20 protein-coding genes are annotated in these 25,764 nt (G+C 67.2%); 7 read left to right on the top strand and 13 right to left on the bottom strand.

The window, feature by feature from the left end:
- Positions 1–16 precede the first annotated feature (16 nt).
- Genes D6T64_RS05935 through D6T64_RS05925 form a run of 4 tightly spaced genes read right to left on the bottom strand, consistent with a single transcriptional unit; the run spans position 17 to position 3,218 of the window.
- On the bottom strand, positions 17–805 hold the full coding sequence (locus D6T64_RS05935) for a 2-keto-4-pentenoate hydratase (protein ID WP_119973110.1): 789 nt from the start codon (positions 803–805) through the stop codon (positions 17–19).
- Positions 802–1,239 (bottom strand): ester cyclase, encoded by a 438-nt coding sequence (locus D6T64_RS22890; RefSeq protein ID WP_233550856.1) that lies wholly within the window; start codon positions 1,237–1,239, stop codon positions 802–804. The genes D6T64_RS05935 and D6T64_RS22890 overlap by 4 nt, the downstream gene beginning before the upstream one ends.
- Positions 1,236–1,811, bottom strand: coding sequence for a flavin reductase family protein (locus D6T64_RS22885; protein WP_199719077.1), 576 nt, complete (start codon positions 1,809–1,811; stop codon positions 1,236–1,238). Before D6T64_RS22885 ends, D6T64_RS22890 begins: the two co-directional genes overlap by 4 nt.
- Before the next feature lie 12 nt (positions 1,812–1,823).
- Positions 1,824–3,218, bottom strand: a complete 1,395-nt coding sequence (locus tag D6T64_RS05925) for an LLM class flavin-dependent oxidoreductase (RefSeq protein ID WP_233550853.1) — start codon at positions 3,216–3,218, stop codon at positions 1,824–1,826.
- 298 nt (positions 3,219–3,516) lie between these two features.
- Here D6T64_RS05925 and D6T64_RS05920 point away from each other — a divergent pair, with 298 nt between their 5' ends.
- From D6T64_RS05920 to D6T64_RS22220, 3 genes are all read left to right on the top strand, one after another.
- Positions 3,517–4,311, top strand: a complete 795-nt coding sequence (locus tag D6T64_RS05920; RefSeq protein ID WP_325049777.1) for an HpcH/HpaI aldolase family protein — start codon at positions 3,517–3,519, stop codon at positions 4,309–4,311.
- Positions 4,312–4,352: 41 nt separating this feature from the next.
- Positions 4,353–5,678, top strand: a complete 1,326-nt coding sequence (locus tag D6T64_RS05915; RefSeq protein WP_119973103.1) for a flavin monoamine oxidase family protein — start codon at positions 4,353–4,355, stop codon at positions 5,676–5,678.
- Positions 5,679–5,794: 116 nt separating this feature from the next.
- A complete protein-coding gene (locus D6T64_RS22220) occupies positions 5,795–6,037 on the top strand; it encodes a hypothetical protein (RefSeq protein WP_147364493.1) in 243 nt (80 codons plus the stop codon).
- A 282-nt stretch (positions 6,038–6,319) separates the two neighbouring features.
- Here D6T64_RS22220 and D6T64_RS05910 read toward each other — a convergent pair whose 3' ends face one another.
- From D6T64_RS05910 to D6T64_RS23410, 8 genes are all read right to left on the bottom strand, one after another.
- Positions 6,320–6,652, bottom strand: coding sequence for a GIY-YIG nuclease family protein (locus tag D6T64_RS05910; protein WP_119973125.1), 333 nt, complete (start codon positions 6,650–6,652; stop codon positions 6,320–6,322).
- A 144-nt stretch (positions 6,653–6,796) separates the two neighbouring features.
- Positions 6,797–8,962, bottom strand: coding sequence for a type VI secretion system tube protein Hcp (locus D6T64_RS23415; RefSeq protein ID WP_147364492.1), 2,166 nt, complete (start codon positions 8,960–8,962; stop codon positions 6,797–6,799).
- Between the two features lie 824 nt (positions 8,963–9,786).
- Positions 9,787–10,830 carry a RyR domain-containing protein gene (locus D6T64_RS22550; protein ID WP_158594828.1) on the bottom strand — a complete coding sequence of 348 codons (1,044 nt, stop codon included), beginning with the start codon at positions 10,828–10,830 and terminating at the stop codon, positions 9,787–9,789.
- 311 nt (positions 10,831–11,141) lie between these two features.
- Complete coding sequence (locus D6T64_RS22545; RefSeq protein WP_158594827.1) at positions 11,142–11,492, bottom strand: hypothetical protein; 351 nt, start codon at positions 11,490–11,492, stop codon at positions 11,142–11,144.
- Positions 11,493–11,745: 253 nt separating this feature from the next.
- Positions 11,746–12,144: a TolB-like translocation protein gene (locus tag D6T64_RS05890; protein ID WP_119973095.1), complete on the bottom strand. Its 399-nt coding sequence runs from the start codon at positions 12,142–12,144 to the stop codon at positions 11,746–11,748.
- Between the two features lie 236 nt (positions 12,145–12,380).
- Positions 12,381–13,850 (bottom strand): sugar porter family MFS transporter, encoded by a 1,470-nt coding sequence (locus D6T64_RS05885; RefSeq protein WP_267900474.1) that lies wholly within the window; start codon positions 13,848–13,850, stop codon positions 12,381–12,383.
- A gap of 86 nt (positions 13,851–13,936) precedes the next feature.
- Positions 13,937–14,101 (bottom strand): hypothetical protein, encoded by a 165-nt coding sequence (locus D6T64_RS22540; RefSeq protein ID WP_158594826.1) that lies wholly within the window; start codon positions 14,099–14,101, stop codon positions 13,937–13,939.
- 611 nt (positions 14,102–14,712) lie between these two features.
- Positions 14,713–18,516 (bottom strand): putative Ig domain-containing protein, encoded by a 3,804-nt coding sequence (locus D6T64_RS23410; protein WP_158594825.1) that lies wholly within the window; start codon positions 18,514–18,516, stop codon positions 14,713–14,715.
- A gap of 499 nt (positions 18,517–19,015) precedes the next feature.
- Between D6T64_RS23410 and D6T64_RS05875 the strand changes: the two genes are divergently transcribed.
- The 3 genes from D6T64_RS05875 (at position 19,016) to D6T64_RS05865 (ending at position 21,473) form a co-directional block, all read left to right on the top strand.
- Positions 19,016–19,675 carry a hypothetical protein gene (locus tag D6T64_RS05875; protein ID WP_119973089.1) on the top strand — a complete coding sequence of 220 codons (660 nt, stop codon included), beginning with the start codon at positions 19,016–19,018 and terminating at the stop codon, positions 19,673–19,675.
- A gap of 73 nt (positions 19,676–19,748) precedes the next feature.
- Positions 19,749–20,792 (top strand): DUF2382 domain-containing protein, encoded by a 1,044-nt coding sequence (locus tag D6T64_RS05870; protein ID WP_119973087.1) that lies wholly within the window; start codon positions 19,749–19,751, stop codon positions 20,790–20,792.
- A 135-nt stretch (positions 20,793–20,927) separates the two neighbouring features.
- A complete protein-coding gene (locus D6T64_RS05865) occupies positions 20,928–21,473 on the top strand; it encodes a hypothetical protein (RefSeq protein ID WP_119973085.1) in 546 nt (181 codons plus the stop codon).
- A 123-nt stretch (positions 21,474–21,596) separates the two neighbouring features.
- Here the strand turns inward: D6T64_RS05865 and D6T64_RS05860 are convergent, their stop codons facing one another.
- Entirely contained in the window at positions 21,597–23,729 is a 2,133-nt protein-coding gene (locus D6T64_RS05860) for a PKD domain-containing protein (protein ID WP_119973082.1), read from the bottom strand.
- A gap of 365 nt (positions 23,730–24,094) precedes the next feature.
- On the opposite strand from D6T64_RS05860, the gene D6T64_RS05855 reads away from it, so the two are divergent.
- Positions 24,095–25,681 (top strand): sensor histidine kinase, encoded by a 1,587-nt coding sequence (locus D6T64_RS05855; RefSeq protein WP_147364491.1) that lies wholly within the window; start codon positions 24,095–24,097, stop codon positions 25,679–25,681.
- The last annotated feature ends 83 nt before the right edge of the window (positions 25,682–25,764 follow it).

Genomic DNA, 25,764 nt, shown 5'->3' with positions numbered 1-25,764 from the left:
CTCGCATCGCTTTCGGTTACACAGCCGTGTATTCAAAGCTGACGCTGCCCCAACCAGCGAACGTTCCTGTGACCTTCGTGCCGGGATGGAGTCTTTCGGCAGCGAGGCAGCTGCCGGGCAGAATGAAGTCTCCCGCCTTGAAGGTGATGCCGTATTCCGCGACGCGTCGGCATAGCCACGCGACGGCGGAGACCGGATTGCCGTAGATCGCCGACGTGTTTCCGGAGGCGACCACCTTGCCGTCGAATCGGACCTCGCCGTGAGTGTCCGCGAGGTCTACTTCGCTGAGCCGGCGAGGCTGGGCGCCAACGATGACGCCGCCGACCGAGCCGCCGTCGGCGATAGTGTCCAGGATGCCGATATTCCAGTTCTTGACCCGTGAGTCGATGATCTCGATCGCTGGGACCACGTAGTCGGTGGCCGAGATCACGTCGAACGCCGTGACGTTGGGGCCGCCCAGGTCAGATTTCAAAACGAAGCCGGGCTCGAGTTCGACGTAGGGGGCGATGAACTCATCTGCCGAGATTCGGAGGTTTTCGGGATAGAACTGCCGGGCCAGCAGGGGGCCGTAGTCGGGCTCCGAGACTCGGAATTTTTCTTGCATAGCTTTCGCGATATTGCCGAGTTTGAATCCAACCTGCCGGTCCCCTTCCCGGACACGGCGTCGCACAACTTCCTGCGCGACGCGAAGTGCGTCGAGCGGGGAGTCGGCAGGTTCGCCGGAACCGATGAGCAGCTCCAGGGGGATCCCGGTGCGTTTGGCCTCGATCAATCGGTCCGCGGTCGCGTTGATGTTGATGGTCATACCTGCTCCTTCGCGCGCGTGGACGAAGTGCCGAGGTGCATGATCTTCATGGCCGACAGCAATTCGCGGGGATCCCACACCGTGGTCTCTTCGAGGATCTTGCCGTTGGCGTGCTTGATGAAGGCTGCTCCGCTGACAGCGACAGTGCGCCCGGTTGGCGGCACGCCCATGTACTCGCCTGTGTGTGTGCCGGTGCTCTGCCAGTGGATCGCGATCCACTGGTCATCCTCGACGGCGTGTAAAATCTTGACGGTAAAGTCGCTGAACGCGGTGTGTGACGTCTCGATTTGTCTGATCACGACGTCGAGCTGTTCCTGTCCTGTTTTGGAGTGGCGAACATAGCTATCGGCCACGATCTCTTCGAAGGCACGGGTTTCCCCGTGCGCCCAAGCGCGGACCCAGGCGGTCACCACTTTCTCAAGCATGGTGCTCATTCTGACGTCTCCTCTGCGATGGGCTTGGGTGCAGGTGCGGGCTGATCCCACTCCGTGAATTCGCCGAACTTGCCACCCCGGAAGACCAGTGCGTCACCGCTCCCGACTTCCATCCCGATGATCGAGGCGACAATGATGTAGTGATCGCCCGCAACCACTTCATAGAGCACGTTGCAGTCGAGCCAGGCGGTCGAGCCGGGCAATCGAGGATTGCCATGCGGTCCTTTGCCATGAGCGAGGTCCGCGAACTTGTCAACGCCCCGCCGCGACAGTGCGCGGCAGACCGGCAGCTGCGCGGTGGAAAGGACGTTAGCGGTGAAGTTTTCGAGACTGCGAATCGTGGGCCAGGTGCTCGACCCTTTGTCAACGGAGAAGGCAACCAGTGGAGGATCGATCGACAGCGACTGAAATGTGCCGACGACAAACCCGACGGGCTTGTCCTCCTTCGAGGTGCCGGTGATGGCGGTGACCCCTGTCGGGAGCATGCCAAAGACCTGCCTGTAGTCCAGGGGGTCGATGGAACCGTCTTCCGCCACGGTGATGGTGGTGGTGGTGCTAGTGCTGGTGCTCATGGCTCAGTTCTCCTAGCTGACAGTCAGTTGGTAGGCGATGCCATGGCTGGATCCAGGGTGATCCGAGGGCAGGAGGGCATTGCCTGCTCCGAACAGCTTTTCGCGCAGGGTGGAGGCGCCACCGTCCGTTCGCATGGCACCACGATTTTGCAGCTCGGGAACCACGAACTCCGTGAAGTCCTTTATGTCCTGGTATTTGACGGCATGTGCGATGTTAAAGCCGCTGATGCCTGTCTCGCGTACCCAGGACTCGAGTTCGTTTGCGCAGGTCTCGGGCCCACCCACGATGACGGGTGAGGTTCCCCCGATGCCGATGTATTCGGCAATTGCGCGTGGCGTCCACACCTTGTCGGGATCCATCTTCGTGAAGACGTCCAGCATCGTCTGCGTGCCACTCGTCTTTACGTCAGCAAGGGGGACATCCGGATCCAGCGTGCTCATGTCGAGGCCTGCCCAGCCGCTGTAGCGGGCCATTGCGCCTTCATAGGAGACGTACGACAGGTAGTCCTCATATTTCGCTTGGGCTTCCTCATCGGTAGCCGCGCTGATGACGGTTACCATTTGCAGAACGGCAATGCTCTCGGGTCGGCGCCCGGCTACGACGGCCGCCGCCCGCAGGGTATCCACCCACTTCTTCAAGCCCGACTTTGTCGTCGAGTTCATGAACACCGCCTCGGCGGTGTTAGCGGCCAGAGCTATTCCGCGGCTTGACCCTCCCGCCTGGAAAATTACGGGAGTGCGCTGCGGAGAGGGTTCGCAGAGGTGGATTCCCGGAACCGTGAAACTAGGTCCGCTGTGTGCAATGGCATGTACTTTCGCCGGATCCGCGTACGTACCGCCCGCGGCGTCCCGCACCACAGCGTCGTCCTCCCATGATCCTTCCCACAGTTTCAGGCATACGTCGATGAATTCCTCGGCACGGGTATAGCGATCATCGTGGGAACGCTGCTCTCCCGCACCGTGGTTCTGTGCCGCACTTTCTGAATAGGAGGTCACGACGTTCCAGCCGACCCGCCCCTTGGTCAGGTGATCCAGCGTGCTGAATTTGCGAGCGACCGTGTAGGGCTGCTCGTACGCTGTCGAGGTAGTGACGCCGAAGCCAAGCTTCTTCGTCGCCGCAGCCATCGCGGGGATGAGATAGGCGGGATCGTTGGCCGGGATCTGCGCGGCATCGCGCAGAGCCTCGTCGACGCTGCCTTTGTAGACATCGTGGTAACCGATGTTGTCGGCGAAAAAAATGCCATCAAAACAGGCGTCCTCCAACAAGCGGGCGTACTCGACCCAAAACTCGACGTTGTTGTACTCGGCGCCGCGGTCCTTCGGGTGCCGCCACAGCCCCGCTGATAGGTGAGCTGGGCCCGAGAAATCGAAAGCGAAGATCTTCATCTGTTCACTCAAAATAGTCACACTTCCTTGTGTCAATACTGTCCAGCTAGTGAACTTGGCGTTCATCTAGTGGCTCAAAGCTAGGGATTGGCTCCAGAAATGTCAAGCAGAATCAAGAAATGAGTGTCTCAGAAAGCCACAGGTGGCGGAGTAATGAATTGACTAGACGGAATTTCTCGTCATCGACGCATAAAAAGAATTCGATAGCCTAAGGTCATCTAATAACCGTGGTGTTCATAGAGTGACCATCCGGTGTGGCCGCGCCTGGCCCGTGAAGGCTCGAGACAGCCGCACTCCCTCTCAATGACGAAAGGTCCTCGTGTCTGTGACCGCAGCAGAATCGCCCCGCTTCGGGGCTTGGATAACCGTGAATTCTTCGATAATGGTCGAGCAGATTGCCCGGCTAGGTTTCGACTTCATGGTCATCGACGGGCAGCACGGCGTGCTGGGTTACGCCGAGATGCGAGACGCGCTCGTCGCGGTGACGGCCGGCGGGTGCCCCTTGCCGTTCGCACGAGTCTGCGCCAACGAGCCTGGAGAAATCGGCCGCATGCTCGACGCCGGCGCTCGGGGCATCATCGTCCCCATGGTGAACACCGCCGAAGATGCGCGACTGGCCGCGCGGGCCGCCCGCTACGCCACGTCTGGCGGTCAGCGCTCATATTCCCCCGTTCGTCACGGCGCGCATTTTGCTGTGACGCCAGGCCAAACCGATGCGGGAGTGATCGTCCTCGTGATGATTGAGACTCGGGAGGCCCTGGCCCAGATCGAGGAAATTCTCGATACGGATGGCATCGACGGCGTCTTCGTTGGCCCCTACGATCTCTCGCTCGCCTTGGGTGCCGACGTGCCCCTGCAGGTGAGCGTCCGGCCCGAGCTTGAGTCCGCCATTAGTCGAGTATGCGAAGCAGCAGCGCGGCGGAGCAAGATTGCCGGCATCTATTGCGGCACCGGCGAGGAAGCCGTGCAGCGTGCACGCGAAGGTTTCACGCTTATCAACACCTGCCACGACATGACCGCGCTCCGTGCGGGCATGGGGGCAGAACTTGCTGCCGTCGTGGAGCGCGGCCTCACCCTAGCCACTCACCTCGAAGAGGAATTGCGCGCGCACTAAGCGCACCGCAGCATCCGATCACAAAACAAGGAGTTAGATACATGCAAACCGTCGATGTCATCGTTATCGGTGCAGGCCTCGCTGGCCTCACTACCGCTCGAGAGTTGGGCAATTCCGGGCACAAGGTGCTCGTGCTTGAGGCGCAGGATCGTCTCGGCGGCCGCATCTACACAGATGATCGATTGGGTGTGCATCTCGAGCTGGGCGGTAACTGGTTGCACTGGCTCCAGCCACACGTGTGGGCAGAAGTCACCCGCTACGGGCTCGAGGTTGATCGTGGCCCGCGCTCGGAGGAATGTTATTGGCTGCAGAACGGTGAGGTGGTCAAGAATGACCTTGCCGGCTTTCTCGCCTTCATCGATCCGGGTCAGAGGAAACTGGTCGCCCGCAGTGCCGAAATCATGCCTCGACCAGACCTCATCGAAGGCGGTGCAGAATTCCGCGCGGCGGACCAGCTATCGCTGCAAGAGGTCTTTGACGGCCTGGACTTGAGCGACGAAGAGCGCGATGCAAACGAGTGCGCCTGGGTTGGTCACTGCAACGGCCCTCTCGATCAAGTCAGCTACTCCGCTGCGATTCGCTGGACAGCAGCGACTGCCGGCGAGTGGGGTGTCATGCACACGGCCAGTTCAGTCCTGCGCATCACGGCTGGCAACAGCACCCTCGTCGACGTGATTGCTGGCGATGTCAAAGGCGAGATTCGTCTGAATTCCCCCGTGGTCAAGATATGCCATCAGCGTGACGGCGGTGAGGTCACCCTCGCCGACGGATCGATCAGCCGGGCTCGACGGATAGTCAATACGCTGCCGCTCAATATCTTGCACAAGCTTGACATTGAGCCGCCCCTCAGCCCGGTAAAGCGCGAGGCCAGCGAGGAGGGGACCGGTTCACGCGGTCTCAAACTCTGGATCCGGGTGAAGGGGCCCATCAAACCCTTCTTTGCCTACTCGTCGCAGCATCACAACCTCTCGGTTATCCGCACGGAATTCGTGAATGCGGAAGATGCGGTGCTGGTCGCATTCGGCGCTGACATTGATCGCTTTGACTTCGAAAATATCGCGGCGGTGAGCGAGGCGCTGAAGGTTTGGCGAGACGACCTTGAAGTCCTCGAAGTTGCCGCACACCCTTGGGGCCGTGACCCGTATGCCGAGGAGACCTGGATGATTCAACGACCCGGGGCCTACACTCGCAGCCAAGCAGAGCTCCAGCGCAATGAGGACTCCCTTTATTTCGCCAGCTCCGATATTGCGAACCTGTGGGCCGGCTTTTTCGACGGCGCCATCGAGAGTGGCCTGCGCACCGCCCGCGAAGTCCACACTTCGCTTGGCGCCGCGTATCGGGAGTTCCCCAGGAGCGCGGATCAGTAAGGCCGATTGCATGTAAATCGGGTGCGTGTTGATGGGGCAAGTGCGAGCCGGCGGCGCTGGAGCGAGCCAGCGGCGGTGGAGCGGCCTGGGGTGCGCACGGATGACGAGGTCACTCGGTGCGTGCCAAGCAAGACAATTACTTTGAAGCACGAGCTGAGCTAGTTTTTCGAGCTGCCAAGCATGTCTCTGAAGATGCAGATTTGCTCTCCTATGCAGACAAGGACTCGCTCGGCGATGCTGTCTTCATCTCGACGGAGCAAGGCGAGTCGGTCACGCTCGTTGTTGAGCGAAGCAGCAAAGTTGAATATCTCGGACGCGCGTGTCCAAGCGCTGAAAGTGAGCCGCGGCATCCGTATTGATAAAGAACCGGGGTACCGGCTCCTCGGCCAGCGGAGGTCTCGCTGGTTGAGCCTGCGCGCGTAGCGCGCTGGTCGAAACCCAGTGGGCCGACCTACAGTCGGGAGGTCGGCTCGCTTGGTTTCGACCGCTCCTTCGTCGCGGCTCAACCAGCGGGTGGGGTCTCGCTGGTTGAGCCTGCGCGCGTAGCGCGCTGGTCGAAACCCAGTGGGCCGACCTGCAGTCTGAGGGTCGGCTCGCCGGGTTTCGACCGCTCCTTCGTCGCGGCTCAACCCGCGAAGGGGTTAACCAGCGGGTGGGTTACCCAGCGGGGGAGGAGGGGCCGGCGGCGGGATCTTACTGTGGCGGATGCTGAGGGCCGGGAGGTCGTCGAACCGGCCCTCGATCAGGGCTATTCGTTTGGCACGATTCCAGCCCTGGATCTGCTTTTCGCGGGCGTAAGCATCCGCTATTCGCGGACACTCTTCGAGGTAGACGAGCTTCACCGGCCGTCGACGCTTGGTGTACGCCGCGCCGCCTTCGCCCGAATTGTGCTGCCAGAGGCGGCGGTCGATGTCCCAGGTGCTGCCGACGTAGAAGGAGCCATCGGCGCATTCGAGGATGTACATGTGCGGCATGTCGGCATCGTGGCACGCGCGCCGGGCCATCGCGGGTTATGCACAGGCAAGAGGTCGGCCTGCGTGGGCTCGAGACGCTGGCGAGCTTCGACAGGCTTGACAACCCGGTGCCAGCTCCTCGACGGAAGGCCCGGCGGCATCCGCTTACTGCTGCGCGGTGTTTTCGGCGACGTTGTAGGAGAAGCGCTTGTTCTGGTTTAAGTTGCGCGTGTCGTCGTGGCGGTTCCAGGTGATGGCGCCGTAGTTGAACTGCGCCTGGTCGTAGAGGGCGGGGGATCCGAGCACGAGTTTGGTGACCAGGACGTCGCTGAGCTTGGTAGTGGTGGTGCAGTTCGTGAGCTCGCAGCCGGCCAACTCCACGGTAGGCAGCACCTCGCCGCTGGCGACCGCGCGCAGCAGCGCGATGGTGCCTGGGCCGGTGCGGGTGTCGGCGATCACGTCGGCGAACTCCGACTTGCCGGCGCCGCCGCCACTCTCGTGGGTGTTGCCCAGCTGGGTGGAACTCTGACTCCAGCTGAGGGCGCTAAACACCGAGCCTCCGGGCAGGGTGGTGGTGTACGTGGTATTGCCGGTCGCCGTGGCGATGGCGGAGCCGCTCTCGGAGACGAGCACGTTCTGGGCGATGTCCCACTCGTAGGTCACGGCCTGCGCGGTGCCGGGAAGAATCGACACCTTCTCGCGGGCGAAGTTCAACACCAGGGTCGCGGTCGCCTGCGTCGGATCCTGCTGCACGTCAATTCCCTTGACCAAAACGTCAGTCATGGCCAGCTCGAGGGTGCACTGGCCGGTGGTCTCGCCGGGCAGGCACATCTCCACAGAGGCGCTCGGCACGTGGGCGCCCCTGGCGAGGTTGTTCATAAGGGTGATGATCTGCGAGTTCATCGGCAACGTCAGGGAAACGTCGCCGAAGATGGCCTTGCCGGCGCCGCCGCCGCCGCCCATATGGGTGCTGCCCGACTGGGTGATCTCCTGGGTGAACCCGGTGACCTGCACGAGCGGGTTTGTGCCGACCTTCATACGGTAGGTGAGGTCGTTCGGGTTCGCATCGACGACGGATGCCCCGCCGGCCGGCCCCTGCGCGCCGGTCGCTCCGGTCAGCCCGATGAGGCCCTGGGCTCCGGTTGCGCCGGGTTCGCCCTGGTCACCTTGCTGGCCGGTGGCTCCCTGGTCGCCCTGCGTTCCCCAGGACCCGTCCGCTCCGGTGGCACCGCGGGCACCGGCCGCTCCGGTCATGCCCTGCGGCCCCATGGGCCCGATCGGCCCGTCCGCCCCGATGAGGCGCTGGGAGGTGCCCGACCAAGATCCTGCGGCCTTGGGGCCGTAGAGGATGAAGTCCGTGGTGTTGAGGTAGAAGTCGCCGTCGATGCCCACCGTGGCCGCGGGCGTGCCGGATCCGTTGAGGATGCTGGCGCCGTCCCTGCCTGGGAGCCCCGCGAAGCCGGTGGTGCCGGTGGCTCCGGTGGTGCCATTGGTGCCGTTCGTACCGTTGGTGCCGGCTGTGCCCGTTTCACCCGCGGCACCCGCGGTGCCAGCAGCGCCGTCTGTGCCGTTCCTGCCAGGGCTTCCGGCTGTTCCGTTGGCACCGACTGCGCCATCAGCGCCGTCGGAGCCGTTCGTGCCGTCGGTGCCGTTCGTACCGTCGGAGCCGTTCGTGCCGTTCGTACCGTCGGAGCCGTTCGAACCCGTTGCACCGGCTGTTCCGTTGGCACCTATTGCGCCATCTGCCCCATCAGCCCCGTTGGCGCCGTTGGTGCCGTCGGTGCCGTCGGTGCCGTTCGAGCCAGCGGCACCGGCTGTTCCGTTGGCACCTACTGCCCCATCAGCTCCATCAGCGCCGTTGGCGCCGTTGGTGCCGTCGATGCCGTCGGAGCCGTTCGTACCAGCGGCACCGGCTGTTCCGTTGGCACCTACTGCCCCATCAGCCCCGTCAGCCCCGTTGGAGCCTGTTGCGCCCGTCGCACCGGTACTACCGTCACTGCCGGAGTCGCCGGCCGTTCCCGTGGTGCCGGTTGCGCCATCCGCGCCCGTCGCTCCGGTGTCGCTTTGTGCCGCGTCGGTCGGCGAGGGCTGGGCGGGTTGCTCGGTGGTTGCCGAGACCGCAGCCATCCAGGAGACCGCGGCTTCGGTGGGCCCGCAGGTGGGTGCGGCACGGGACCCGAAGGAGATCGCGGAGAACTGCAGACTGGCCGTGTCGAGGCAGGCGTTGAACCTGTCCGGTTCGGTCTGGGTGATGCAGCCAGCCATCGTCAGGCAGGCGACCAGCGCAGCAGATACGAGAAGGAATCGCTTAGTCGTGACGCCACCGGCCATGCGGATACTCCTCGGAACGTGGATTTCCGGGCTGTTATTGGGCACAGACCGACAAGGATGAGCACCCCGACGCGAGGCTGAGCTTCTCCCCCGGAGGGGCCGAATCAGACGGGTACATGCGAAGGCTACTGGCCGGGCGGTGCCAGAACCGGGTGTGGTCCTGTTTTGGGGGTGCCGGGCGCGACCGGGGCTTCGAGCCCGAGCGGTGGGGTGGTTTTTCGCTGGTTGAGAGTTCGACAGGCGCAATCCGGCGGCCGGCGCAGGGAGCGCGGCGGCATAACTCCTGCTGATCGTGGTGACCGGCCCGGAAGTACGGGCACGTTTGCGACGATGACGGAAGCGAGCAGGAGTTATGACGAGACGCGGTGTTGACACCCTCTCAGCGCCCAGAAATCCGACGCCGCCTGCGCGTTCGGGCTGCCTCGGGCGCAATCTCGCTGGTTGAGCCTGCGCGCACAGCNCGCCTGCGCGTTCGGGCTGCCTCGGGCGCAATCTCGCTGGTTGAGCCTGCGCGCACAGCGCGCTGGTCGAAACCTCGCGAGCCGACCTAAAGTCTTGAGTTCGGCGTGCCTGGTTTCGACCGCTCCTTCGTCGCGGCTCAACCAGCGGATGGGGACCAGCGCGCTGGTCGAAACCTCGCGAGCCGACCTGCAGTCTTGAGGTCGGCTCGCCGGGTCTCGAGACGCCGGCGAAGGGCGTGCCGGCTCCTCGACCAGCGGATCGCTGGTTGAGCCTGCGCGCGCAGCGCGCTGGTCGAAACCTCGCAGGCCGACCTAAAGTCTTGAGTTCGGCCTGCCTGGTTTCGACCGCTCCTTCGTCGCGGCTCAACCAGCGGATGGGGACCACCTCGCTGGTCGAAACCTCGCGAGCCGACCTGGAGTCTTGAGTTCGGCTCGCCTAGTCGCGACCGGAACCGAGGGGGTATAGTTCGCCGCGAAGTGGGCGGCGGGCGTGACCCAGCGGTCGCCGGCGGGCCCGCGCACGACCCAGCTGTCGGCCGGGGCGGTGACGACGCCTTCCCGGGTTTCAACCGTTTCGGCCGGGGTTGCCGGTCGGGCCTGCACCTGGCCGGTGCGCCGCCAGCGGCCCGGCCCGGCCGCGGCGTAGGTGGCAGCGAAGATCTCGGGCTTGACCGACCAGGGGGCGCCGGCGCCGTCATCGACGAGCCAGTCGCCGGCGCTGGCGTGCAGGGTGTCGCCGGCGGCCGAGGTCCAGTCCCACGCCTGGTCGGCTGGGCTCGCAGTGACCTCGCCGCTGCGGGCGAAACCGCGCCACAGCGACCGGGACCGGTACCCGAGCGCCTCGAGCAAGGCCATCGACGTGGCCACGGTCTGCCGCGTCCTGGCCCGGCCGTCATCGCCGAACGCCGCCCAATCCACGAGAAGCGGATGCCGCCGCCGGCCGTCATCACGCACGTCACGCTGGGTCCACCCCGCGTCGCGCAGGTGCTGGCACCAGGAGGCGTGTTCCAGCTCGGCCATCTCGTCGAGCTCCGCGGCGGTCAGCTCCGCGTCGCTCGGCGCGCTCGTGCCCAGCCCGGTCGCCGGCTCCCAGCTGCGCCCGATCGCCCGCGCCGACGCGAGCGCCGTCGTGATCGAGCGCAGGTTGGACTGCTTGAGAAACAGCGGCAGCGCGGGCCAGTCGGCGAGCCGAAAAGTGTCTCCGACGCGCTCGTTCCACCGGTAGTTCAGGTGCACGATGCGGGCCGCGCGTTCCCAGGAGCTGAGCGCGCCTCCCGCATGCGGCTCAAGGGTGAGCCCGAACGGAAACAGCCGGGCCATGACCGGGCTCGCGCTGAGGCCGCGGGTGTGGCTGTCGAGGGCCAGGATCGTCCAGTCGGAATGCCTCCGCCGCAAGGGCGGAGGCATGCCGGTCGCTGTACTCGGCGTCGGTGCTGATGACGAACGCGCGCCGGCTGTCGGCGAGTTCGGCCTCGAGACCCCGCGCCCGAGCAGGCCCGGCGCCGGCAGGATCGCCTCCCGCGGGGTGCCGCCGGGGACACCTAGGGGGTGACGGGGACGACCAGAGCCGTGTCCCGTGCGGGAATCCATCGCAACCCGACAGCGCAGGCGCGCCCCGTCGCGGCCAGCCCGCATAACTCCTGCAGATCGTACTGATCGCAGGCTGTGTGACCCGGAATCACGGGCAGGTGTGCGGCCTCGTTTAAGGCGAGCAGGAGTTATGCCGCCGGCGCGTCGGTAGCGGCGACCATCGCGCGCTGGACTGCGCGGTCGAGGGCGCGCACGGCGAGGAGCGCCGCGATCACCATCAGCACGGCGCCGCCGAGCGGCACCGCGGTGGCGAGATGCTCGGGAACGACGAAGAGCAGGCACCCTACTCCGATGAGGCAGGCCGCGAGGGCGAGGCCGTAGGGGAGGGTGGCGCGCAGGCCGGCGGTCCAGGCGGCATCCGTCTCGTGTGGTTTCTTGCGGCGCAGGCCGTTGAGCGAGGTCGGGCGCAACACGCCGCGGTAGGTGAGAACGTTGGTGGCGATGCTCAGCAAGCCGAGCACGATGAAGAAGTATGGCATTGGTGACCCCCGCATTCAGACTACGCGGACGCGGGCTCAGCGCCGTTGGCCGCATAACTCCTGCTGGCAGCAGTGCGGGACAGTTCCCGGCCCAGTGAAACACTGGGCTCGCGGGAACAGGCTGAGCAGCGAGCAGGAGTTATGCCGGGGCGGCCGGGCAGAAACCCCGCCATCGGCCCTGAGCCGCGCCCCTGAGGCCTGAATCCCGAGTCAGATAGTGACCGTCAGCCGGTTACGCGGCGCAACGGCGTGCTCAGTCAAGCGGATACGCGACAAACGCGAACCGGGAGCTGTCGGGGGCCCAGCTGTTGACGTTCAGGGTGCCCGGGCCGCCGGACAGCAGAGCGCGGTAGATGTGGCCGTCGTTGGCGCTGAGGTAGACGTGCTCGCCGTCGGGGTCGAGCACGTGGTCGTTGTTGGTCTCGAGCAGGCCGACGCGGTCGATGGCGTGCAGCCCGCGGTCGGGCGTGGCAAGGTCGAGGGACCAGAGGCATCCGGCGCCGTTGAGGTAGAGGGTGCGGCCGTCGAGCGACCAGTTGGGCGCTTCAACGAGCAGGTCGGCGGTCTCGAAGACCACGACGGAGGCGGATGGGCCGGGCCCGCCGATGCAGATCTGCGAGCGTTGGCCGGGGGCGAGCCTGCGGGAGGTCATTCTCTAGGGTGCACCCGCGGGCAGGCGGCGGCCGCACCGCTCGGTGGTCGAGCCGGGACTCCGAGGGCATCGGCAGGCTCGAGCGCGGCGACGTGATCGGCCGGTTGGTCGCCCTGTCCGACTGAGCGCGGCATCCGCTTGTCGATAGGTGACAGCTGTGGGCGAGGGAGGCCGCTAGAGCGGGCTTGCTCGCCGGTGGCTGTCACCTATCGACAGGTCGGCCCGGCGCGGCCGGGTCAGCGGCGGCGGGGCTTGATGGTGTAGATCGCGCCGGTGCTGAAGTCGTCCTCGAGCTGTTCGAGCGAGCGGCCGTTGGTTTCGGGCACCGTGGTCACCACGAAGATCAGGGCCGCCACGTTGAGCGCGGCGAAAATGAAGAACGTCGTGGAGATGCTGAGGGCATCCACGACGATCGGGAACCCGAGCGTCACGGCGAAGTTGGTCAGCCACAGGCAGAGCACGGCCAGGCCCATGCCGGCGCCGCGCAGGTGCAGCGGGAAGATCTCGGACAGCATCAGCCAGACGACCGGACCGATGGTGCCCTGCATCACGGCGACGAAGCAGATCACGAAGATCAGCACCATCACGGCGCGGGGCGTGCCGGCCGGGAGCAGAACCGACGACAGGCCGATCAGCAGGTGGAAGACGGTGGTGCCGATGAAACCGAAGATCAAGAACGTGCGGCGGCCGAACCGGTTGATGAAGCGGAGGCCGACGACGACCGCGACGACGGCGATGATTCCGCTACCGACGTTGGCGATCAGGGCCGCCTGCTGGGAGAAGCCCGAGTCCTGCAGCACCTCGGTGCCGTAGTACATGATCGAGTTGATGCCGGTGAGCTGCTGGGCGATGCCGAGCCCGATGCCGATGAAGAGCAGCTTGCGCAGCCAGGACTCCTTGAAGAAGTCGGCCAGCTTGCCCTGCTTGGTGGCGGCCTCTTCGTCGGCCAGGTCGCGCACCTCGTCGAGTTCGGCGATGGCGCGGTCGTCGGACCGGATCTGCTTGAGCACGGTGAGGGCTTCGGCCTCCCGGCCGCGGGCGAGCAGCCAGCGCGGGCTTTCCGGCACCCGGAACATGCCGATGAACAGCGCGATCGCGGGCAGCACCGCGACGATGAGCATGTAGCGCCAGACGTTGTCGTGGCCGGCCCAGACCGAGCCGATGATGGCGTTGATGGTGAAGGCGGAGAGCTGGCCGGTGACGATCATCAGCTCGTTGCGGGTGACCAGGCCCCCGCGCTTTTCCGTGGGCGCAACCTCGGCGAGGAAGACCGGAACGGTGACGGATGCCCCGCCCACGGCAACACCAAGCACGATGCGGGCCACGGTCAGAAACTCCCACGTCGGGGCGATCACGGCGGCCACGGCGGCGAAGAAGAAGATCACGGCCAGAACCTGGATCGTGGGTTTGCGCCCGATCGCGTCGGAGATGCGGCCGATGAAGAAGGCGCCGAGCGCCGCTCCGACCAGCAGCGACGAGGTCATGATGCCCTCGGTCGCGGGGGTCAGCGCGAGGCTGGACTCCATCGAGTCGAGCGCGCCGTTGATGACGCCGGTGTCGTACCCGAACAGCAGGCCACCGAAGGTGGCGATGACGGCGATATTGCCGAGGCGGCTGCTGTGCGCGCCCTTCGTGAGCGGCGGCAGCGGTCTGCGTTTGCCGGGTGTTGCCGATGTGGCCTGTGTGGCCGATGTGGCGTCCACTATTCCTCCGTGGGATGGGTGGGTCTGGGTTCGGTGGGTCAGTGGCGGTTCGGGTCAGCGGATGTCCGCGCGGGGCAACAGAATCGAACCTAATACAGCATCAGTGCCTTTAAGTACTCTTGGTGCGATCTCGGCGCTCGACGTGGTCGCGACGCCGGGTTCTCGGTGCCGCCGGAGGTGAGGGAGACGACCACGTCGATCGTCTCGCGCAGGCTGCGGTCGGGCTGGATTGCGTTGTCAACGCCGAGTTTCATCGGGCGGCCGTGCCCTGGTGGATAGCGTTGCGCATGTCCTCCTTTGGCGAAGGCGCGAACGAATCTCTACTTCTAACATACGGACCGTAGTATGTCCTGTCAAAGTCTGAGGGCTGAAGTGCTGCCGCTCACCCGCGTCGGTGAACGGATATCGATACGTGACAGCTGTGAGCGAGGGACCCCGCTATAGAGGGGTCGCGGGCGCACAGCTGTCACGGATCGACACGGCACCACCCGCTGAGCCTGCGCACGCGTAATCCGCGAGTCGAGCCCGCACGCGAAATCCGCTGGTTGAGCCTGCGCGCGTAGCGCGCTGGTCGAAACCTCGCGAGCCGACCTTCGGTCTTGAGGTCGGCTTGCGGGGTCTCGACACGCGCCCCCAAAAGCGTGGGGCGCTGCTCGACCAGCGGGGAACCGTCTCGCTGGTTGAGATCTCGACAAACTCGATCCGGCGGCCTGCGCGCGAAATCCGCTGGTTGAGCCTGCGCGCGTAGCGCGCTGGTCGAAACCGCGCAGGCCGACCTTCGGTCTTGAGGTCGGCTTGCGGGGGTCTCGACACGCGCCCCCAAAAGCGTGGGGCGCTGCTCGACCAGCGGGGGTGCGGGCGGCGGCTAGCGGATGCTGCGCGTCGGCTGGGTGCGGCGGCGTGCGAGCAGCAGGCCGGCACCGAGGAGCAGCGCCAGCAGGGCCAGGTTCAGCGCGATGTCGGCGTTGGCCCCGGTGTCCGACAGCGCTGCGGCGGCGGTTGCCGGCGCGGAGGTCGGCCCGGTGAGGGAGATCGCCGTTACCAGGCCCTGCGCGTTCACCTGGAACCATGCGGTCGCGGTCAACGCAGCGCCACTCGCCGAGACTCCGGTGAACAGTAGGTGGTGGCTGCCCGCGGCGAGGTTGCTCGGCAGGGTGACCGGCGAGGTGACCGCGCCGGAGATTCCGACCGTGCCGTTGGCGAGCAGCTGTGGGGTGGAGAAGACCTGCACGGTCCAGGCGGAGCCGGCCTGCAGTCCGACCGCGGTCGCGGTGGTCGTCGCGCCGCTGATCTTCGCTCCGACCGCGAACCCGAGCTTCAGGGCCGCGGCGGGAACGGCGATGGCCAGGGTATGGGTCGTGCCCACGGCATCCGGGTCGACTCCGTTGCTCGCGGTGACGGTGAAGGTGCTCGATCCGGCGGTGGTCGGGGTGCCGGCGAGCACGCCGTCCTCGGTCAGGGTCAGTCCGGCCGGAAGGGTTCCGGTCACCGCGAAGGTCGGGGTCGGGAAGCCGCTGGCCGTGAAGGTGTAGCTGTAGGCGACGCCGACCGCCGGGGTGGGCGGCGCATCCGCGGTCAAAGCGGATGCCTCCGCCACCGTGATACTGTGCGCGCTGCCGATCGCGGGAGAGCCGACGCCGTTGCTCGCGGTGACCGTGAAGTCGGAACTCACGCCGCCGGCACCCGTCGGGGTGCCCGAGAGCACGCCGTCTGCGGACAGGGTGAGTCCGGCCGGCAGAACTCCGCCGATGACCGTGAAGGTCGGCGCCGGGTAGCCGGTGGCTGCATATATATAGGAGTACGCGGTGCCGATGGTGCCGTCGGGGGTGGGGGCATCCGCGGTCAGGATGGGCGCGGCGTTGACCGTGATGCTGTGGATGCCGCCGTCGACGAGAGTGACGCTGTTGCCGGCCGTGACCGCGAACCGGGTGACTCCGCCGGTGCCGGTCGGGGTGCCCGAGAGCACTCCGGTGCTGCTCAGCGTGAGGCCCTCGGGGAGCCCGGCCGAGGTGAAGGTCGGGGCCGGGTAGCCGGTCGCCGCGAAGGTGTAGCTGTATGCGGTGCCGACGGTGGCTGTGGTGGTGGGGGCGTCCGCGGTGAAGACGGGCGCAGCCGCGACCGTGATCGTGCTGGCGCTGGCGTCGGAGCCGGCGGCGTTCACAGCGGTGACGGTGAAGTCGCTGATGCCGCCGGTGCCGGTTGGGGTTCCCGAGAGCACGCCCTCCTCGGACAGAGTCAGGCCGGCGGGCAGGGTGCCCGTGACGCTGAAGGTCGGCGCCGGGAAGCCCGTCGCGGCGTAGGTGTAGGTGTACGCGGCACCGACGGTGGCCGGGGTGGGGGCATCCGCTGTCAGAATGGGCGCAGCGCTGACGATGATGGTGTGCAAAGTACCGGCAGCGCTGAGGCCGGCCGTGTTGCGGGCGGCGACGCGGAACGTGTATTCGCCGCCGAGGCCGGTCGGGGTGCCGGCGAGTACGCCGGACTCGGTCAGGGTGAGGCCGGCGGGCAGAACCCCTGAGGTGACGGTGAAGGTCGGGTTCGGGTAGCCGGTCGCTGTGAAGGTGAACCCGGCGTAGGCGGTGCCGACGGTTGCGACGTTCGGCGGGGTGTCGGTGCCCAAAATCGGCGAGGTGGCCAGGATGAGCAGGTGACTGGTGCCGGTGACGTTTCGTGCGACGCTGTTGCTGGCCTGAACGGTGAACGAGTAGAGGCCGCCGGCACCGGTCGGGGTGCCCGAGAGCAGTCCGTCGGTCGAGAGGGTCAGGCCGGTGGGCAGGGCGCCCCACGCGAGGTCAAAGGTGGGTGCCGGGTAACCCGACGCCGCAAATTCGTAGCTCAGGTACGGCGTGGACGCCGTCGCCGTCAGCGTCGGGCTGTCGGCGGTGAAGACCGGCGCGGCCAGGGCGGGTGTGACGGTGATGGTGTGGGGCTGGCCGACGGCATCCGCGCCGACGCCGTTGCTGGCGGTGACCGTGACGGTGATCGTCTCAGCGGTGGTCGGCAGCGCGCTCAGCACGCCGTCGCTCGAGAGGGTCCAGCCCGCCGGCAGCGTGGTGCTGGTGAACGTCGGCGTCGGGAAACCCGATGCCGTGAAGGTGTAGCTGTAATCGGTGCCGACCGTCGCGTCGAGGGCCGGCTGGTCGGTGGTGAAGTCGGGCGCGACCGGGACGGACAGCACGATCGTGTGCTCGATGCCGGTGGTCACCGCGAAGAGCGGGGCGGGGGAACCGGTCGCGGCGAAGGTGTACCCGGCGTACTCGGTTCCCTGGGTTGCGGTCAGCGGCGGGGCGTCGGCCGTGAAGACCGGCGTGGCGTAGACCGTGATGGTGTGGGACGCGCCGGTGGCGGCGGGCTCGATCTCGTTGCTGGCCGTGACCGTGAAGGTGCTGCTGCCGGTCGCGGTCGGGGTGCCCGAGAGGATGCCGGTGGTTGCGTCGAGCGTCAGGCCGGCCGGAAGGGTTCCCGCGCTCACGGCGAACGTGGGTGCCGGACTGCCGGAGGCGGTGAACGTGTAGCTGTAGGCGGCGCCGGTCGCGGCGGTCTCAGCCGGCGAATCGGCGGTGAAGACGGGCGCGACGATCGCACTCGGATCGACGTACACGGCGGAGCGGTAGCCCTTCCAGGTCGGTGCCTCGAAGCCGGCAGCGCCGTTCGAGTAGTAGACGGTCAGGGCCACCAGTGTCGTCGGATTGACCGCGCGCCCGAGCGAACCGGAACCGTCTACTGCCGCGACGAAGGTCGTCGGGGCCGCACCCTCGAAGGTGACTGAGGTGAGTGGGTTCGAGGCCAGAGCCCATTCACCCATCGACGTCACGGAAGCCGGGATCAGCACTTCGATCAGGCTGTTGTTGTGAAGGGCGCGATCGCCCAGAGTCGTCAGGCCGCTCGGCAGGGACACCGACGTGAGACGGTTTGAGGCGAACGCGGCCGTCTTGATCGCCGTGACTCCGGCCGGAATCGTCAGCGTCGTGAGGCTGTTCATCTCGAAGGCTGACGCCTCAATCACCGTTATTGCAGCCGGGATGTCGAGTGTGGTGAGACTGTTCAGGGCGAACGCGTGCTCGCCGATGGTGGTCAGGCCGGAGGGAAGGACTACGGATGTCAGAAGATTATCGAAGAAGGCGTATTCGCCGATGTTCGTTACGCCCTCTGCCACGGAGACGGACGTCAGGTCGTTCTGACTGAACGCATAGCCGCCAAGTGTCGCGACGCCCGACGGGATCGTCACTGACTCAATGTTGTTGTTCGCGAAAGCACCGAAAGCGATTTCCGTCAAGCCGGTGGGGAGGGTGACCGCCGTGAGCTTGTTCAGGAGAAAAGCCGTTTCGCCGATGCTGGTGACGGTTGAGGGAAAGCCGACCGCCGTGAGGCCCTTCGATTTGAATGCTGACTTGCCGATCGCGGTCACCGGTTTACCGCCGAGCTTGTCGGGAATCGTGATCGCGGTGACGCCCGTCGCCGGGGCGAAGGCCGTGATCGTTGTTGCGCCCGATGCGACGGTGTAGGTGAAGGTGCCGCCGGCGAAGGTCTTGGTGTCGGCCATGGCGGGGGAGACGACTACGAACGAGGTCGCGACGAGCGCGAGAACCATTCCGAGGCCCGTGAGCAACTTGGCGCGCGCTGTGCGCAGCGACGTGGGGGGTCGAAAGAAGGGGAGGTGACGCGACATGGCGGGATCTCTCTGCTGTGGGCCAGGCTGAAATGGTTGCCAGCACCGATCAGAAAATCGGCAGGCGAACGACAAGCGGCGAGCAGTACAAACAGCAGAATAAGCGGATGCCCCCCGGCGCTGCACATGCTGGTATCGCCACAATAGCCCACTTTGAGCATCCGTAGCGCCACAATCTGGACCACTCTCCCTGATTGTTGAGCCCCGTCGAAACACGTCGCGGCTCGACCGGCGGGACCACCTCGCTGGTTGAGCCGGCGGGCGTTCTTCCCGCCGGTCGAAACCGAGTGGGCCGACCTGCAGTCTTGAGGTCGGCGTGCGGGGTCTCGACACGCGCCCCCAAAAGCGTGGGGCGCTGCTCGACCAGCGGGCAGGCGCGCGGCTCGACCAGCAAAGGTCGACTTTTTTCGGCGCGCGGCGTGACGATTGCGGGCCGGGCTCCGTCTCATCAGGAGACCCACTCGGGTCGGGGGCGCTCGTTCGACGGAAAGGAACAGCCATGACCTCTGCACCTGATGACCCGCGGCTCGGCCGACGCGAGACGACGCCCACCGACAGCCAGCCGGCTGCGTATGCGGCGACATCCGCTACGACCGTGCGGCAAGACGTCGTCGCGAAGGAGAAAAGCCAGTTCGGCGGCATGCAGTTCGGCACGGCATTCTTCGGCTGGCTGACCGCGAGCGGCGCGGCCGTTCTGCTGACGGCGCTGGTCGCCGGCGCGGGAGCTGCCGTCGGCCTCGGCAACCAGACCGACCCCACTCAGGCAGCGGATGCCGCCGCCGACAACGCGGCGACCGTCGGCCTGGTCGGGGCGATCGCCCTCGCCGTCGTGATCTTCGTCTCCTACTTCTGCGGCGGCTATGTCGCCGGTCGTATGGCCCGGTTCAGCGGCGCGAAGCAGGGCGTTGCGGTGTGGCTGTGGGCTGTGATCGTGGCCGTGATCCTCGCGATCGTGGGAGCCATCGCCGGCAGCCAGTTCACCGTGCTCGCCGACCTGAACACGTTCCCGCGCATCCCCATCAACGAGGGCGACCTCGCCGCCGGCAGCATCATCACGGCGATCGTCATCGCGCTCGTCAGCCTCGGCGGCGCGGTTCTGGGCGGCCTCGCGGGCATGCGCTACCACCGCAAGGTCGACAAGGCCGGGCTCGGCGCCTGACCGCCTGCATCTCCTATCCCCTCTCATTTCCCACCAACGCCGGGCATCGGCTCGGCAGAAAGCGAGACCAGCAATGATTGACTCCAACACCATCGATTCCCTCATCGGCGTCGACGTGATCGACCGCAGTGACCGCAAGGTCGGCACCGTCGGCCAGGTGTACGTGGACTCCGACACGAACCGGCCCACCTGGGTCACCATCAACACCGGGCTCTTCGGGCTCTCCGAGTCGTTCGCGCCGCTCGACCAGGCCGACTTCACCGGTGGAGTGCTGCGCGTCGCCTTCGAGAAGGCGTTCGTGAAGGATGCCCCGCGCATCGACAATGACGGCGCCCTCGACAGCGCCGACGAAGACGCGCTCTACCGCTACTACGGGCTCGGGCAGGCCGGGGCCGGTGCTCGCTCCGGCGACGACCGCATTGACCGCGCAGACCGCAACGACGGCGAAGGCTTCCTCGGCAACGACCGCGAAGACCGTGACCGCAGCTCCGGCGGCGACGGCGTTCTCGGCAATGGCGAGCGCACTCCGGGTCGCGATGGCATCCTCGCCAGCGACGGCGACACCGGCCTGCTCGGCAACGACCCGGCCACGACCCGCGACCGCGACCGGGTCTCGGGTGCCACCGGCGTCGGGCAAGAGGATGTCGCCGCCTACCAGGACCTGCACACCGAGGGTTACGAGGGCGCCGGCCACGACACCTCCGGGCCGAACACCGACGACGCCATGACCCGCTCCGAGGAACGCCTGCACGTGGGCACCGAGCAGGTCGGCGCCGGCCGGGCCCGCCTGCGCAAGCACATCGTGACCGAGAACCAGACCGTCACCGTGCCGGTCAGCCGCGAAGAGGTGCGCCTCGAGCGCGAGCCGATCACCGACGCGAACCGTGGCCAGGCCCGCTCCGGTCGCGACCTCAGTGAGGAAGAGCACGAGGTTCAGCTGACCGAGGAGCGCGTGGTCGTGAACAAGGAAACCGTTCCCGTCGAGCGCGTGCGCCTCGGCACCGAAACGGTGACCGACGAGCAGCAGGTTTCCGAGGACGTGCGCCGCGAAGAGATCGACTTCGATGAGTCAGAGGTCGACCGCAAGCGCCGCCAGGGCCGCGACGACCGCAACTAGCGGCCAATCCAGGGCCTGAGGGTCGTCTTGCGGGGTTTCGACCGGGCGCATGAAGCGCGCGCCCGGCTCAACCAGCGGAGTTGGGGCCGACGGGCATCCGCTTTCTACCTGTACCTCTATACATAAGGAGCACACATGTCATCACGTAACACTGTGGTTCGCAGCCTGCACGACGTGGGCCTGGCCGCCTGGTTCGGCGGTTCGCTGATGGGCGCGGTCGCGCTCAACCGCGCGGCGGCCGCGGCGCGCGACCCGAAGGAACGCATCAGCGTCGCCACCACCGGCTGGAAGAACTGGGCCCCCGTGCAGCTGGGCGCCATGGTCGCGCACGGCATCGGCGGGGCCGGGCTGATCCTCGCCAACGCGCCGCGCCTGGCCGGGCAGCCGGAAGCCCGCACCAACACGATCGTGAAGCTCGGCCTGACCGTGGTCGCGATCGGCTCCACGGTCTACTCCGGCCTGGTCGGCATGAAGATGGGCGCGCACGCCGACGAACCCGTCGAGGGCACCACCGAGCCCGGCGCCGACACCTCGGATGAGCTGGCCACCGCACAGAGCCAGCAACGCTTTCTGCAGTGGGTGACCCCGGCGGTCACCATGGTGCTCGTCGTGCTCGCGGCCCAGCAGGGCGAGCAGCAGCGGCCCGTCGCCGGACTGTTGCAGCGCGTCACCAAGCGCTGACCGAGGGTTATTCGCGAGCGGCCCCGAGGCATCCGTCTTCTCGAGCGGATGCCTCGGGGCCGCTGCCGCTCGAGTCACGGTCGTCGTGTGGTCCCCGGTGTGTGGGAGTTGCCCGGACCCGTGCTACGCCGCGGCTGTCCCGCGGCGCCGCTGCAGCACGGCCAGCCCCAGCCCGGTGAGCAGCACCAGCAGCGCGCCGCCCAGCACGCCGCCGAGGTCGACGCCGGCTTTCGGGAGGGTGGATATGCTGGCTGCCGTCGAAACGGATGCCGGAGCGTTGATCACCCGCACGCCGAGGTCGTTCACGCGGGTCGACCCGTTCGGGGCGAATCCGACGACCTGCAGGGTGTGCAGGCCCGTCGCGATGCTCGCCGGCACGGCGAAGGTGCCGCTGAAGGCACCGGCCGCGTTCGTGGTCGCGGTGCCGACGCGGGTCGCTTTCGAGAACAGGTAGACCTCGACGGTGGAATTCGGCGCGAAGCCGTCGCCCGAGACGCTGATGGATGCACCCCGATGAAACTCGAGCACGGTGTTCGCGCCCATCGCGATCGCCGCGCCGGCCGAGTCGATGCCGCCGAACGTGAGCGTGAAGCCGGTGCCCGACAGGGTCACCCGCGTGCCGGCGGCATTGCGGGCGAGAGCGACGGCATCCGCCTGGCCGTCGACCGTGGACAGGGCCTCGCCGACGGCCGGCACGGTGGTCGGCGTGACCGGGTCCAGGGAGCCACCGACCGTGGGAAGGTCGGTTCCCGGGTCGGTGCCCGGGTCGGTTTCGGGGTCGGTCGATGCGGGGAAGACGACGACGGGCGTGAATCCCCAGGCGCCGTTCTCGGCGCCGACGACCAGAAGATACGGGCCGGAAGCCAGATCGGCGGGCAGGGGCACGCCCGTGGTGGTCCACGCCGCGGGCAGCACGGCGCTGAAGGCCGGTTCGGCGCCCCAGGGTGACGGCGAGGCCGCCGGAACCAGGAGCACGGTGAGCTCGGAATCGGTGGGGGCACCCGGCACCGCGAGCGGCAGGGCGGTTCCGGCTGCGACCGGTGCCGGTGCGGTCACCATCATCGACGGTGTCGCCAGAACCACCTTCGGCACGGCCGCAGCACCCGGCGCGACGGTGTACGGGAGCACGGTCGTGTCGCTGCGGCCGGCGTGGTCGGTCACCGTCACGGAGACGGTGTGGTCTCCCGCGGTGCCGGCGGGCGCCAGGGCCACGCCGGTCTGGTTGGTGTCGACGGTGCCGCCACCGAAGTCGAAGTCGTACGTGACCTGGGGGTCGGCGGACTGCGATCCGACGGCGGAGACGACCGTCGGCGCGCCCTCCATGGCCAGAACGGATGCCGCGGCCCGGGCCACGGGGCCATTCAGCGGCGACACGGCGGGTGCCGGGTGCAGCCGGGTGTCGGCGGCAAGGGCCTGGAGGGCCTGTATCGCCGGTGCCAGGTCAGCCGCGGAGACGAAGTAGGCGTGGTTCTCGTAGGCTTTGGTCGCGACGCGCCAGATGCTGGCCCAGCCGAAGTCACAGACCGGGTCGCCCGCGTGGCAGAGCGCCGCGGTCGCGGTGTCCTGCCCGTAGACGCCGTCGAACCGGTCGCCGAAGTACGGGGCGAGCCAGCGCAGCAGTCCGTCACCGGACGCGCCGGCGCCGACGTTGCCCGCCGCGTCGGGTTTCTGGGCCGGGTCGCCGATCGTGACGGCGCCGACCACGTCGGTCGGGTTGAGCTGGGCGAGCACCCGTGCCGCGAGGGCGCCCTGCGAATAGCCGACGGCGATGAAGCGCGGTGCGAACGCGCATCCGGTCGCGGCCGCGGTCGCCTTCGTGCGCTTGATGATCAGTTCGGCGGCGACGGCGCCGGCCTGGGCGGAGGCCGCGAGGGTGAGGACGTCGGTGGGATCGACGGCGACGGCGGGATAGCCGAACGGATTGGTGCTGTCGGGCGCGCCGACCCCGACGACGGGAATCGAGGCGGCATCCGCTTGCGGTGCCAGCTGGCCGATCAGGCGCTGGAGGGTGGGACCTTCCCAGCCGTTCGTGACGAGGGCGCTGCCGGGGTACACGACGTCGGCGCCCGCGTGGGACGTCACGGCGGGAACGACATTGGTCTCGCCGCTGCCGCGGAACGCGAGCACGGTGACGGCCGCGCACGAGGAACCGGTCGTCGCGACGGCCGCCGTGGCCGCGCCCCCGACCAGCGCCGAGGCGACGACCGTGCCGGCCAGAACAAACCCTAAAAATCGACGAACGGCGACCGCGGCCATGTACTTCCCCCTGAGTGGTGCTGCCTGAGATCGATGCCGGAGATCGATACACCCCATCGACACTGATAGTGATCAACCTAGTGAGGCCGGGACGGCCGTCACAACGCCCCCAAACGCGCAGGGGTGCTCGGCGCACGATCCGGCCGCAACGGCTGCCCCCAGTACTAGGGGTTTGGGGGGCACGCGTGTGGGGGGTCTGATAACTTCGCGATATGGGCCTCGAACGCTCATGGCTGTGCGCCGGAGGTCGGCGCATAACTCTGGGGGAGAGATCGATATGACACCAATCCTGCTGCAGCGCTGCCGAGAAACGCCTCGAGCATCCCGACCCGGCGGCGGTGCCCGACCGGGCTCCGGAATCCCTGATGCTGCAATTCCTGCGCACCCAGGTGCCCTTCGCGGCGGCGCTCAGCTGCCTGGCGATCTTTCTGGCCATCGCCCGGCCCGCCCTGCTCGGCGATGCCTGGATGCTCAGCGCCCTGGTGCTCGGCGCGGCGGCGACCCTGCTGTCCCTGGTCCTTCCGCTGATCCTGGCGCGGTTCCGGCTGCCCTCAAACTGGCTCATCGTCACCCCGCTGCTCGACATCGTCGCCGTCGTGCTGCTGCGCGAGGCGGACCGGTCGGCGTTCGCGGCCGTGGGCATCCTGATCGTGTTTCCGGTGATCTGGATGGCCTATTCCTTCTCCCGCCGGGTGCTTGCGCTCGCGATGCTCGCGGCCTTTCTGGTGCCGGCGATCCCCTTCGCGGTGCTGCGGGACTGGCCGCACTCGCCCGCCGCCTGGGCGACCGTGACGCTCGTGCCACTCTTCGTCTGCTTCCTGGCCTTCTCGATCTGGATCGCCGCCAGCACGCTGCGCCGGCATCAGCGCCAGCTCGAGTCGGTCACGATTCAGTTGCGGGAGGCCCTGCATGCCGCCGAAATTCGGGCGATCAAGGTGGATGCCATGATCAACTCAGTGGAGGCATCCATCGTCTTGTTCGATGCGGAGGGCGAGGCAATCCTCTGGAACGACGCGTCGGTGGCCATGTCCCAGCGCGCGGGCGGAGCCGGTGACGTGAGCGCGATCGGCCTGCCGCTGGTGTTCGCCGCGGACCGGGTCACGCCGGTGCCGGTAACCGAGCAGGTTTTGGCCGGGGCGGCGCACGGGGATCTGCCCGGTGGCGACATCGTCTGGCTCGGGACTCCGGGCGACCAGGCCGCCGTCATTGCCAGTTCGCATACGGTGACCGACGATGACGGGTCGACGATCGGCCGCGTGGTCGTGGCCCAGGACGTGACCGAGCTCGTCGAGGCGACGAGCGTGCGTGACGACTTTCTCGCGGCCGTGTCCGACGAGCTGCAGACGCCGCTGACGACGATCGTCGGCAAGTTGGACCTGCTCGCCGAGGACACCGCCGATTCGGCGCGCGGCCTGGCCGCGATTCAGCGCAGCAGCGAGCGCCTGCTGGAGACGGTCGACCACCTGATGGATGCCGCGGGCCCGCCCGCGATCACCCGCCACCGCGTCGAGGTGGGCTCGGTCATCACCTGTGCCGTGGAGCGGATCCGCCCGGCGGCCCTGCTGGCAGGGGTGGAGATTGCCTGGGAAGCCGGGCACGACCTGGTCGCCCCGGTCGACGGCGGGGCGATCGCGCAGATCCTCGACCAGTTGTTGTCCAACGCGGTGAAGTTCGTCGGCGACTCGGGCCGGGTGCGCGTCAGTTCAGGGCTCGACGGGAACAACGTCGTGATCCACGTCGCGGACACCGGAATCGGCATGTCCATGGACGAACAGCGGCAGATGTTCGACCGGTTCTTTCGGGCGCCGGCCGCGCGCGCGGCGGCCGTTCCGGGAGCCGGCTTGGGGCTGTCGATCGTGAAATCCCTCGTGGCCGCACACGGCGGCACCGTCCAGGTCAAGAGCGCCAGTGGCGTGGGCACCGTGGTGACCGTCACGGTGCCGGTGGGCTGAGGCTGGCAAGCCGGTTCGTGTCGATGAGTGACAGCTGGGAGCGCGCAGGCCTCGTATAGCGGGGTCGCGCGCTCACAGCTGTC

The sequence above is a fragment of the Cryobacterium melibiosiphilum genome, from assembly GCF_003602235.1.
GTDB classification, from domain to species: domain Bacteria; phylum Actinomycetota; class Actinomycetes; order Actinomycetales; family Microbacteriaceae; genus Cryobacterium; species Cryobacterium melibiosiphilum.
The sequence above is the reverse complement of the archived record's forward strand: the minus strand, read 5'-3'. Positions and strand labels throughout refer to the sequence as shown.